This window comes from Microbispora sp. NPDC004025 (assembly GCF_053604425.1).
The window spans coordinates 170272-181151 of the sequence record NZ_JBSGHN010000005.1 but is presented as its reverse complement, the minus strand read 5'-3'; the positions used below and the strand labels follow the sequence as shown (position 1 = coordinate 181151).

Below are 10880 nucleotides of genomic sequence, written 5' to 3'. Positions count from 1 at the left end.
CCTCCGCGGGCCCGCGCGGCACTCGCGGGCCATGCCGCGCTACGAAGCTGCGAGGGTCTCCAGTGGCCGGTCGGGGTCGGCCAGCGCCTGGGGCGTGACGGGTGTGCCTGTGCGTATCAGCGTCTTGATCGGCTCGACGACGTCCCAGACGTTGACGTTCATGCCGGCCAGGACGCGACCGCCGTTCAGCCAGAACGCGATGAACTTCCGGGCGGCGACGTCGCCCCGGAAGACCACCTGGTCGTAGCCGCCCGGCTCGACGTGGCCGACGTACTCCATGCCGAGGTCGTACTGGTCGGTGTAGAAGTAGGGCAGATCCTCGTAGACCGCGTCCCGGCCCAGCATGGCGGCGGCGGCGACGGCCGGCTGTTTGAGCGCGTTGGCCCAGTGTTCGACCCGTACGTGCCTGCCCAGCAGCGGGTGGTAGGCATTGGCGACGTCCCCGGCGGCGACGATGTCCGGGTCACCGGTCCGCAGGGCCGCGTCCACCACGACGCCGTCGTCCACGTGCAGCCCGGCGTCCAGGGCGAGCCGCACCTCGGGTTCGGCGCCGACGCCGACGAGGACGGCGTCGGCGGCGATCTCGTCGCCGTCGCCCAGACGTACGCCCGAGGGCGTGATCTCGCTGACGGTGACCCCCAGCCGGAGGTCGACACCGTGGTCGCGGTGCAGCCCGGCGAAGACCTGGGCGGCCTCGGGCCCGAGCACGCGCAGCAGCGGCAGCCGCGCCGCCTCCAGCACCGTGACCGCGACGCCGGCCTGCCGGGCGGCCGCGGTGACCTCCAGCCCGATCCAGCCGGCCCCGATCACCGCCAGCCGGGACACGCTCCCGAGGACGTCCCTGAGTGACTCGCAGTCCTCGATCCGGCGCAGGTAGCGCACGTGCGGCGCCTGCGCGCCGGGGATCGGCGGCCTTCGCGGCCGGGCCCCGGTGGCCAGCAGCAGTTTGTCGTATTCGATCGCGCCGCCGTCGGCCAGCCCGACGCGGTGAGCACCGCGGTCGAGGCCGGTCGCGGCCACACCGAGCAGCAACTCGACGTCGTGGTCGGCGTACCAGCCGTCCTGGTGGACGAAGACGCCGGCCCGGTCGGTCGTGCCCGTCAGGTAGCCCTTGGACAGCGGGGGCCGCTCATAGGGGTGGTGCGGCTCGGCGCCGATCAGTGTGATCCGCCCGTCGAACCCCTGCTCGCGCAGGGCCTCGGCGGCCTTGGCTCCGGCGAGGCCGGCTCCGACGATCACGAACCTCTGCTGTGTCACGGCGATGGTCTCCTTGCTCAGGTGCGGGTGCCGGTGAGGGCGAAGAACTCCTGACGGGATCGGGCGTCCTCCCGCAGGATGCCCAGCAGCGTCGAGGTGACGGTGGTCGAGCCGACGGCCCGTACTCCCCGCAGGGTCATGCAGGTGTGCTCGGCCTCGATCACGACGCCGACCCCCGCGGGGCGCAACCGGTCGGCGAGCCAGTCGGCCACCTGTTTCGTGAGCCGTTCCTGCACCTGCGGCCGGCGGGCGAAGTGCTCGACGACGCGGGCCAGCTTGGACAGCCCGAGGATGCGGTCGCCGGGGAGATACCCGACATGGGCGACTCCGGCGAAGGGCAGCAGGTGATGTTCGCAGACCGAGCGGATCGGAATCGCCCGGGCCAGCACGAGTTCGTCGTAGCCCTCCTCGTTGGGGAAGGTGGTGAGGTCGAACGGGCGTGGCGTGAACAGCTCGGCATACGCCTTGGCCATCCGCGCCGGAGTCTCCCGCAGGCTCTCGGAGTCCGTCGAGATGCCCAGCGCCTCCAGGAACTGGCCGGCCGCGCGCTCGGCGGCGGCCAGGTCCACACCGTCGCGCGGCTCGGCGATCACCCTCAGGGCACTGCCGGTGCGCATCTCAGCCGCCGCTCACGCCGAGCGCGGTCAGCAGCACCAGCACCACGGTGGCCACCGCCAGCAGACCGTGCCCGGCCACGATCACGACCGGGAAATGCCGCTCGGGCGGTCCCGCCGTGCCGGTGGCGCCGGGCCCGCCGGCCACCGCCGTACGGGCGCGGTAGGCGGGGATCCACCGGGCGAACATCGCGAATCCCAGCAGCGCGACCGGGACCAGCAGGACCAGCGCGACCCACGCCAGGGCGGCGCTGCCGGCGACCAGGTACACGATCCACACCACCAGCCCGGCGGCGGCCAGCGCGAAGTGGCCGAAGATCAGCCCTGGTGAGAAGCGGCTGGTGCGCCGGCCGCCTCTGGCGATCCAGGTGCCCAGCATCACGAAGCCGCCCACCGCGGTGAGCAACCACGTGACCAGTGCAGCGATACCCATGACGAGTTCTCCTCCTGTCGAATGGAATGAGGGTCAGCGCCGGAAACCGTCGGCCTGGGTGACCTCGTCGGCCACCCGTACGCCGTAGCGGTAGGCGAGCTTGCCGCCCAGATAGCCGGAGACCACGAGCAGCGCCAGGCTGCCCGCCGAGAGCAGCAGCGGGCCGAGCGCGACCGGGCCGCCCGCCGCCGTGCCGGCCGCCGTGCCCGCCGGTGGGCCGGCCTGACGCCACAGGAAGCCGGCGGCGTACGCGGCGGTGATCACGAGGTTCAGCCCCATGTGGAGCAGACCCGTGCGGAACGCCGGGGTGCCCGCAGGGATGGCGAACAGGTCGAGGAACCCGGCCATCGCCGCGGCCAGCGCGCCGAGCACGCCGAGGGCGATCAGCCACTTCGAGCCCTCGGCCAGGAACCCCGGATCGGGAGCGAACCGGGACACCAGGTCGAAGACCATGCTCGCCACCCATGCGCCGATGGGCACGGCGACCAGCATCGGGTGGAACGGATGGCCGTACGGCCCGGCCAGCACCGCGCTCACCGGTCGTTTCGCCTCGTGCAGCCCACCGGTCATCGGGACCTCCGTGTGTGACGTATTACGCCAATGAATGTTGGTCTTATTCGAGCGTATGGTCAAGGTGTTCGCGTACATCGAGGGGGCTATGGTTTTCGACCGTGGAGGCAGGCGTTATCGTGGCAGGGTGACGACGGATCCCGCGATCAGTGCGGTGGCCGCGCTGGACGACGCGCTGCGGCAGGGCATGTACGCCTACATCCGCGGGGCGCGCCGCCCGGTGACCCGGGACGAGGCCGCCGCCTCGGTCGGGATCTCCCGCAAGCTGGCCGCCTTCCATCTGGACAAACTGGTCGACGCCGGTCTGCTGCGCGCCCGCTACGAGGCCGTCGGCGGCATCCGCAAGGTCGGCCGCACCCCGAAGGTCTACGAACCCACCGAGACCGACATCCGCGTCACGATCCCCGAGCGCCGGCACGAGGTGCTGGCCGACATCCTCATGGACGCCGTCCTCGCGGAGAGCGAAGGGGAGAGCGCCCGCCAGGCGGCGGTCCGGGTCGCCGGCCGACGCGGCGAAGAGATCGGCGCCGCGGAACGCGCCCGGGCCAAGCCCGGCCGCCTCGGCGCGGAGCGCGCCCTCACCCTGCTCGAAGGCATGCTCGCGCGGCACGGCTTCGAGCCCGGCCGCGAGTCCCCCACCTGTGTGCGGCTGCGCAACTGCCCGTTCCATCCACTGGCGGCGCGAGCTCCCGAACTGGTCTGCGGGGTCAACCACGCCTTCCTCGACGGCATGCTCGCCGGGCTGGAGGCCTCCAGGGTGCGGGCCGTCCTGGTGCCGCGGCCGGGAGAGTGCTGCGTCGAACTGCGCTCCTCCTGAGGCGGCTCTCCCGCTTCCCCGCGGGAACACCTACGGCTCGCGCGGCGGCATCGTCGGCTGCGCCCGTCGCCGACGGCGGGCTCGTAGATCCTTTGGTGATTGCCGACCGTCTGATCACCCTCCGCGCTAGGGTCGTCACGTTTCGCATCCATCCATGGAGGACACGTGGCCGACACACAGCCAGTGATCTTCGTGGGCGGCCTGGGACGCAGCGGCAGCACCCTGCTCGAACGTCTCCTCGGCGAGGTGCCCGGCGTGGCGCCGCTCGGCGAGGTCGTCCACCTGTGGGACCGCGGCGTACGCGCCGACGAGCCCTGCGGCTGCGGGCAGCGGTTCTCCCAGTGCCCGTTCTGGACGAAGGTGGGCACCCGCGCGTTCGGGCAGTGGCGGCAGAGCCAGGCGGGCTGGCTGCCCGGCCTGCGCGCCCGCGTCGACCGGACCCGCCGCCTGCCCGTCCTCGCCCTCGGACTCGCGAGCCGTGAGGCCGAGCTGGCCGAATACGTCCGGTCGTACTACCGCATCTACACGGCGGCGGCCGAGATCGCCGACGCCCGGGTCGTCGTCGACTCCAGCAAGCACGCCTCCCTGGCGTACTGCCTGGCGGCGATCATGGAGCTGCGGGTCGTGCAGGTGGTGCGCGACCCCCGCGCGGTGGCCGCGTCGTGGCGGCGCAGGGTGCGCAGGCCCGAGGACGGGCGGCCGATGACCCGCTGGACGCCCGCGCGCACCGCCGTCCACTGGCTGGCCCAGAATCTCGCCTTCGAAGTGCTGCGCCGCAAGGGCGTGCAGGTCGTCCGGGTGCGTCACGAGGACCTGGTGCGCGACCCCCGAGCGACCCTGGCACGCCTGGCCGCGCGGCTCGGCCTGCCCGACGACGGCCTCGCCTTCCTGGACGACCGCGAGGCGCTGCTCGGCGTCGCGCACACCGTCTCCGGCAACCCGATGCGCTTCTCCGTGGGCCCGGTCGAGATACGGAACCGCCCGGCGCCCCTGCCGCGCCCCCAGCGGTGGCTCGTCACCGCGCTCACCCTCCCGCTTCTCCTCATCTACGGGTACGGTCTCGCCTACCGCCGGGGAGTGAGGCGTTGAGGCCGTCGGTCGGCGTCGTCATCCCCACCCGCGGCGACCGGCCCGGCCCGCTCCTGGCCGCGCTGACGGGGGTGCTCGCCCAGGACTACGCCGGCCGGGTCGAGGTGGTGGTCGTGGCCGACGGCGTCCCCGCCTTCCTCGTCGCCCAGCAGGTGTCCGCGCCCGACTCCGCGGCCGACTCCGCGTCCGACTCGGGGGCCGATCCAGGAGACGCCGGAGCCGTCCGGAGCGTCCGCGTGCTGGGCAACCGGAGCACTCGCGGCCTGCCGGGCGCGCGCAACACCGGGATCTCCGTGCTCGGCACGGATCTCGTCGCCTTCTGCGACGACGACGACCTCTGGCTGCCCGGCAAGCTGGCCGCCCAGGTCGCGGCCCTGACGGAGGAGCCCGCCGCGGGCTTCGCGAGCTGCGCCGTCGAGGTCGAGTACGGCGACCGCCGGGTGCCGCGGCTGGCCGGCACGGGCAGGATCACCCACCGGCACCTCACCCGCTCGCGCATGATGATGGTGCACTCCTCGACGTTCCTGTTCCGCCGGGGCTGGGCCTGGGTGGACGAGAGCGCCCCGGGTGGTCAGAACGAGGACTGGGATCTCGCGCTGCGGGCCGCCTGGCGGCATCCGATCGTCCACGTCGACCGGCCGCTCGTGCGGGTGCGCTGGGGCTCCTCGCACTACGCGGGGCGGTGGGCCGACCGGATCGCGGGCCTGGAGTGGATGCTCGCGCGGCATCCCGGGCTGGCCGCCGAGCCGCGGGGCGCCGCGCGCGTCTACGGGCAGCTCGCCTTCTGCCACGCCGCCCTCGGCCGGCGTCGCGAGGCCGCCCGCTGGTCGCTGCGCGCCCTCTCCGCGCGGCCGGGCGAGCCGCGCGCGGCCGTGGCGCTGGCGGTCGCCGGAGGGCTGGTCAGCCCGCGCGCCGTGCTGCACGCCCTCCATCGCCGCGGCCACGGCATCTGATGGCCGACGTGCCGGCTCCCATGGCGGCCGTGGACGCGGTAGTGGCCGGGGCCCGCAGGGTCCGCGTGGGGGCGGTGCGGCTCGATCCACTCACCGAGGCGCAGGTGGTCGCCCATGTCATGGACGCGCTGGAGCGCGGTGTGGGCGGCCACGTCGTCACGCCGAACGTCGACATCTGCCGTGCCGCCGCCCGCGACGCCTCGCTGCGCGCGCTGATCGACGCGGCCGAACTCGCCGTGGCCGACGGCATGCCGCTGGTCTGGGCGTCGCGGCTGCTCGGTCGCCCGCTGCCGGAACGGGTGACCGGAGCCGACCTGATCTGGTCGCTGACCGGGGCCGCCGCGGCCCGCGGCCTGCCCGTCTACCTCATCGGGGGTCCGCCCGGCGTCGCCGGGGCGGCGCGCGACGCGCTGTGCGAGCGGCACCCGGGCCTGGTCGTGGCGGGCGTCCACGCCCCGCCGTACGGGTTCGAGACCAGTGCCGCGGCGATGGCGGAGCTGCGGGGGCGGCTCGTCGCCGCGCGGCCCTCCCTGGTCTTCGCCGGGCTCGGGTTCCCCAGGCAGGACCGGCTCGTCGCGGCGCTCCGGGCCGACCTGCCGGACGCCTGGTTCGTGGGGTGCGGCGCGGCCATCGCGTTCGCCGCCGGGTCGGTGCGCCGCGCGCCCGAATGGATGGGCGACCACGGCCTGGAATGGCTGTTCCGCCTGCTCGGCGAGCCCCGGCGGCTCGCCCGCCGCTATCTCGTCGACGACCTCCCCTTCGCCCTCCGCCTCCTGTCGGGCGCCCTGCTGAGCAGGGCCTTCCGGTCGCGGAGCAGGGGGCCGGGAAGCAGAGGTCAGGGGACGTAAGGGCCGAAGCGGCCCCAGGCGACCACGGCGGCCAGCACCAGGAGCACCACGTTGACGACGATGACGTGGGACTCCGCGCGGCGGGCGTGGACGACGACCGCTCCGGCCATGAGCAGGGTGACGCCGAGCGCGGCGAGCGGTGGCCGTCGCCGCGGATCGCTGTCACGCCCCGGCGTCCCGGAAGAAGTTCCTCGAAGAAATTCGGGAGGCGGTGTCGGATCGGGTCGGTGATGTTCGTAGCAGGGGTGAGGCTGCCCACGAGGGGCGGCGCCAAGGTGAAGGAACCGCGACCATGAAGCTGACGACCATGACTCAGGTCACCGTCGACGGGGTGATGCAGGGAAACGGCGGCGCGTCGGACGAGGATCGCAGGAACGGATTCGAGCGCGGCGGATGGGCCCTGGGCAAAGGCGACAACGAGACCCACACGTTCATCGACCAGACCTACCGGCGCGCCGAGGCGTTCCTGTTCGGCCGGCGGACCTACGAGCTGTTCGCCGGCTATTGGGGGACCATGACGGTCCAGGATGCCCCTGGCTGGGAGGGCGTCGTGGAAGCGTTGAACAGACGGCCCAAGTACGTGGCGTCGACCACGCTCACGGATCCGGCCTGGTCGGACACGACCGTCCTGTCCGGAGACGTCGCGGCCGCCGTCCGGGAACTGAAAGCCAAGCCGGGCGGCGAACTGCAGGTGCACGGCAGTGGCATCCTGACCCGGTGGCTGCTGGAGAACGATCTGGTCGACGAGATGACTCTGATCACCATCCCGGTGGTCGTCGGCCAGGGCGCGCGGCTGTTCCCCGACGCCGGCCCGGATCTCGCGCTCGACCTGGTCGAGTCGCGCGTCGACTCCAAGGGCGTGACTATCCAGGTCTACCGGCCGGCCGGGCGCCCGCGGTATGCGCCGACGGCGTGACGTCCCCGACCACCGAACCACGTCTTGACACCACAGGAGGCGATCTTCAGATGCGGTACCTGGTTTCCGTGATCGATGACAAGAGCAATCCCGGCAGCACGGACAGACAGCCTGCGATCAGCGCGTTCAACGAACGACTCATCGCCGGGGGCTACTGGGTTTTCGCGGGCGGACTCGCCGACACCGACGCGGCCACGGTCGTCGACAACCGGGGCGAGGAGGCGGTGTTCAGCGACGGGCCATTCGTGGAGTCGAAGGAGTATCTCGCCGGCGTCTGGGTGTGGGAGGCCCCCGATCTGGATGTGGCGCTCAAGCTCGCCACCGAGGCGTCGAAGATCTGCGATCGGAAGATCGAGGTGCGGCCGTTCCTGTGAACGAGGTCGACGTCCGCGAGGCCGTCACTCGGGCCCACCACGAGGAGTGGGCCCGGGTGGTCGCCTCCCTGACCAGGCGCTTCGGTGACCTCGACGTCGCCGAGGAAGCGGCCGCCGAGGCGTTCGCGACCGCCGTTCAGCGGTGGCCGGCCGACGGTGTGCCCCCCAACCCGGGCGCCTGGCTGACCACCACCGCCAACCGCCAGGCCATCGACCGGATCCGGCGCGAGAACAAACGCGACGACAAGCACAGGAAGGCTCAGATGTCATACGACGATGACCCGCCCGAGCCTGTCGGCGCCATCGACGACGACCGGCTCCGGCTGATCTTCACCTGCTGTCATCCGGCATTGGCGATGGAGACCCGCGTGGCGCTGACGCTGCGCATGGTCGCCGGCCTGACCATGCCCGAGATCGCCCGCGCCTTCCTGGTGGCCGAGAGTGCCATGGGGCAGCGGATCACCCGTGCGAAGGCCAAGATCAAGGCGGCGCGCATCCCCTATCGGGTGCCGTCGGCGGAGGATCTCCCGGCGCGCGTCTCCGGCGTCCTCGCCGTCCTCTACCTCGTCTTCAACGAGGGCTACCTGGCCACCGGCCCCGGCACCGATCCCGTACGGCGGGAGCTGACCGCCGAGGCGATCCGGCTCACTCGCCTGATCCGCGCGCTCCTGCCCCAAAACGGTGAGGTGGCCGGGCTGCTGGCGCTGATGCTCCTGACCGAGGCCCGCCGCCCCGCCCGGGTCTCGGCCGGCGGCGAACTGGTCGCTCTCGACGAGCAGGACCGTGGGGCCTGGGACGCGGCGCTGATCGCCGAGGGGCACCGGCTGGTGCGCGAGCGCCTGGCCGCTGCCGCCGCCGGGGTGGCTCCGGGGCGCTACCAGCTCCTCGCGGCGATCAACGCCGTGCACACCTCCGCCCGCGACATGCGCGACACCGACTGGTCGCAGGTCCTCGCCCTCTACGACCAGCTCGTCCGCCTCGACCCCTCGCCGATCATCGCGCTCAACCGGGCCATCGCCGTGGCCGAGCTCGACGGCCCGGAGGTGGCGCTGGCGGCCGTCGACCGTCTCGAGCCCAGGCTGGCCGGCTATCACGCCTACCACGCCACCCGCGCCGACCTGCTGCGCCGGCTGGGCCGCGGCCGGGAGTCGCGCGCGGCCTACGACAGAGCCATCGACCTGGCCGGCAACACCGCCGAGACCGCCTACCTGATCCGCCGCCGCGACCAACTGCGATAGCGCCCACGGCCGCGTCTCGCACGGGAGGCCCGGTGGTGTCCCGCGGGTCCGCCCGTGACATGGCCGCCGCATGGCCGCGCAGCCCGTCAGGTCCCACCGGTCTCGGCGAGCCTGCGGGCGAGGTAGCGGCGCTCCGCGTCCGTCGGCGCGAGCGCCAGGGCCTCCCCGTAGGCCCGCGCCGCGTCGTCCGTACGGCCCAGCCGGCGCAGCAGGTCCGCACGGGTGGCGGCGAGCAGGTGATGCCCGGCCAGCCGACCGCCGGCCCGCAGCTCGTCGACCAGCCGCAGACCGGCGAGGGGGCCGTCGGCCATCGCCACGGCCACCGCCCGGTTCAACTCGACCACCGGAGACGGCGTCAGCCGTACCAACTCCCCGTACAGTCCGGCGATCTGCGGCCAGTCGGTGTCGTCCGGGTCGAGGGCGGTGGCGTGACAGGCGGCGATGGCCGCCTGCACCTGGTACGGCCCGGGGCGGCGGCGCGCCAGCGCGTCGTCCAGGAGCCGCAGCCCCTCCTCGATCTCGTCGTGGTCCCACCTCGCGCGGTCCTGGAATTCCAGCGTGACGATGTCGCCCGCCTCGTCGAACCGGGCGGCGCGCCGTGAGTCCTGCAGCAGCATGAGCGCGAGCAGCCCCTGCGCCTCGGGTTCGCCCGGCATGAGCCCGGCGAGCACCCGGGCCAGCCGGACGGCCTCGGCCGTCAGTTCCGGCCGGGCGGGGCTCGGCCCGCCGCTGGCCGAGTAGCCCTCGGTGAACAGGACGTACAGCACGCCGAGCACACCCGCCGTCCGCTCGGCCAGCAGATGCGCGGGCGGCACCCGGTAGGGGATGCCCGCGTTGCGTATCTTGCGCTTGGCCCTGACCAGCCGCTGCGCCATGGTCGCCTCCGGCACCATGAACGCCGCGGCGATCTCGGTCGTGGTCAGCCCCGCGAGCGTGTGGAGCGTGAGGGCGACCTGCGCCTCCAGCGGCAGGGCCGGGTGACAGCAGGTGAACATCAGGCGCAACCGGTCGTCGGGCACGTGATCCTCCTCCGCGGGCACCGGATCGGGGCCGGCCGGCACCGACGCCAGCGCGCGCAGCCGCGCCGCCTCGGCGGTGCCGCGGCGGAACCGGTCCAGCGCCCGGTTGCGGGCCGCGGTGGTGAGCCACGCCCCGGGACGGCGCGGCACGCCGTCCCGGGGCCAGCGGGCGAGCGCCTGGGCGAACGCGTCCTGGGCGCACTCCTCGGCCAGGTCCCAGTCGCCGGTCAGCCGGATGAGCGTGGCGACGACGCGGCCCCACTCCTCGCGGAACGCCTCCTCGACGACCCGGGTGACGTCGGCGCCGCTCATTCCGGCCAGAACGGCCTCACCTCGATCGCGCCGAACGACGCCACGGGATGCTTCGAGGCGATCTCGATGGCCTCGTCGAGGTCCGCGCACTCGATGATGTCGAATCCGGCGATCTGCTCCTTGGTCTCGGCGAAAGGCCCCTGGGTCACCAGCCCGGCGCGCACCGTCGTGGCGTCGCCGGCGGGACACAGGCGATGCCCGTCGAGGCGCACTCCCCGGCGCTCGGTCTCCTCGATCCACGGCTCGGGGTCGGCCTGCTCGGGGCTGACCTCGACCGACTCCTCGGCACAGATCAAAAGTAGGTACTTCATCGGTTCCCTCCTCCGGGACACGGTGGCCGCCCCAGGCGGCCACTCTCCCCTACGACGCGGTTGGGTCGCGAAATCGACAGCCGGTCCCGCCCGAATGTCGAAAATCCGCCCGGGCGCCGTCGTCCTTCC

13 protein-coding genes and 1 pseudogene are annotated in these 10880 nt (G+C 73.2%); 7 read left to right on the top strand and 7 right to left on the bottom strand.

The window, feature by feature from the left end; translation table 11 throughout:
• Window positions 1-39 precede the first annotated feature (39 nt).
• The 4 genes from ACWEQG_RS16195 to ACWEQG_RS16180 are packed head-to-tail and all read right to left on the bottom strand — an operon-like array spanning window position 40 to window position 2874.
• Window positions 40-1257, bottom strand: coding sequence for an NAD(P)/FAD-dependent oxidoreductase (locus ACWEQG_RS16195; RefSeq protein WP_452285384.1), 1218 nt, complete (start codon window positions 1255-1257; stop codon window positions 40-42).
• A 17-nt stretch (window positions 1258-1274) separates the two neighbouring features.
• Complete coding sequence (gene folE / locus ACWEQG_RS16190; protein WP_363468603.1) at window positions 1275-1874, bottom strand: GTP cyclohydrolase I FolE; 600 nt, start codon at window positions 1872-1874, stop codon at window positions 1275-1277.
• Between the two features lies 1 nt (window position 1875).
• A complete protein-coding gene (locus ACWEQG_RS16185) occupies window positions 1876-2304 on the bottom strand; it encodes a hypothetical protein (RefSeq protein WP_452285382.1) in 429 nt (142 codons plus the stop codon).
• Between the two features lie 33 nt (window positions 2305-2337).
• Entirely contained in the window at window positions 2338-2874 is a 537-nt protein-coding gene (locus tag ACWEQG_RS16180; protein WP_363468599.1) for a DUF2231 domain-containing protein, read from the bottom strand.
• A 127-nt stretch (window positions 2875-3001) separates the two neighbouring features.
• Here ACWEQG_RS16180 and ACWEQG_RS16175 point away from each other — a divergent pair, with 127 nt between their 5' ends.
• From ACWEQG_RS16175 to ACWEQG_RS16160, 4 genes are all read left to right on the top strand, one after another.
• Entirely contained in the window at window positions 3002-3691 is a 690-nt protein-coding gene (locus ACWEQG_RS16175; protein ID WP_363468598.1) for a helix-turn-helix transcriptional regulator, read from the top strand.
• Window positions 3692-3856: 165 nt separating this feature from the next.
• Window positions 3857-4780, top strand: coding sequence for a sulfotransferase family protein (locus tag ACWEQG_RS16170; protein WP_452285380.1), 924 nt, complete (start codon window positions 3857-3859; stop codon window positions 4778-4780).
• Entirely contained in the window at window positions 4777-5733 is a 957-nt protein-coding gene (locus ACWEQG_RS16165) for a glycosyltransferase family 2 protein (protein WP_452285378.1), read from the top strand. Before ACWEQG_RS16170 ends, ACWEQG_RS16165 begins: the two co-directional genes overlap by 4 nt.
• Before the next feature lie 8 nt (window positions 5734-5741).
• Entirely contained in the window at window positions 5742-6581 is an 840-nt protein-coding gene (locus tag ACWEQG_RS16160) for a WecB/TagA/CpsF family glycosyltransferase (protein ID WP_452285376.1), read from the top strand.
• Here ACWEQG_RS16160 and ACWEQG_RS16155 read toward each other — a convergent pair.
• Window positions 6569-6709 (bottom strand): annotated as a pseudogene (locus tag ACWEQG_RS16155) (DoxX family protein); the annotation flags it as partial. The gene ACWEQG_RS16160 and the pseudogene ACWEQG_RS16155 overlap by 13 nt on opposite strands.
• A 164-nt stretch (window positions 6710-6873) precedes the next feature.
• Here ACWEQG_RS16155 and ACWEQG_RS16150 point away from each other — a divergent pair.
• Genes ACWEQG_RS16150 through ACWEQG_RS16140 form a run of 3 tightly spaced genes read left to right on the top strand, consistent with a single transcriptional unit; the run spans window position 6874 to window position 9109 of the window.
• The gene (locus tag ACWEQG_RS16150; RefSeq protein WP_452285374.1) at window positions 6874-7497 is read left to right on the top strand and encodes a dihydrofolate reductase family protein; all 624 of its coding nucleotides are present in this window, start codon (window positions 6874-6876) and stop codon (window positions 7495-7497) included.
• 50 nt (window positions 7498-7547) lie between these two features.
• The gene (locus ACWEQG_RS16145; protein ID WP_363468586.1) at window positions 7548-7871 is read left to right on the top strand and encodes a YciI family protein; all 324 of its coding nucleotides are present in this window, start codon (window positions 7548-7550) and stop codon (window positions 7869-7871) included.
• Complete coding sequence (locus ACWEQG_RS16140) at window positions 7868-9109, top strand: RNA polymerase sigma factor (RefSeq protein ID WP_452285372.1); 1242 nt, start codon at window positions 7868-7870, stop codon at window positions 9107-9109. Before ACWEQG_RS16145 ends, ACWEQG_RS16140 begins: the two co-directional genes overlap by 4 nt.
• A gap of 86 nt (window positions 9110-9195) precedes the next feature.
• On the opposite strand, the gene ACWEQG_RS16135 is transcribed toward ACWEQG_RS16140, so the two are convergent.
• Both ACWEQG_RS16135 and ACWEQG_RS16130 read right to left on the bottom strand, forming a co-directional pair.
• Window positions 9196-10440 carry an RNA polymerase sigma factor gene (locus ACWEQG_RS16135; RefSeq protein ID WP_452285371.1) on the bottom strand — a complete coding sequence of 415 codons (1245 nt, stop codon included), beginning with the start codon at window positions 10438-10440 and terminating at the stop codon, window positions 9196-9198.
• On the bottom strand, window positions 10437-10751 hold the full coding sequence (locus ACWEQG_RS16130) for a YciI family protein (protein ID WP_452285369.1): 315 nt from the start codon (window positions 10749-10751) through the stop codon (window positions 10437-10439). The genes ACWEQG_RS16135 and ACWEQG_RS16130 overlap by 4 nt, the downstream gene beginning before the upstream one ends.
• Window positions 10752-10880 lie beyond the last annotated feature (129 nt).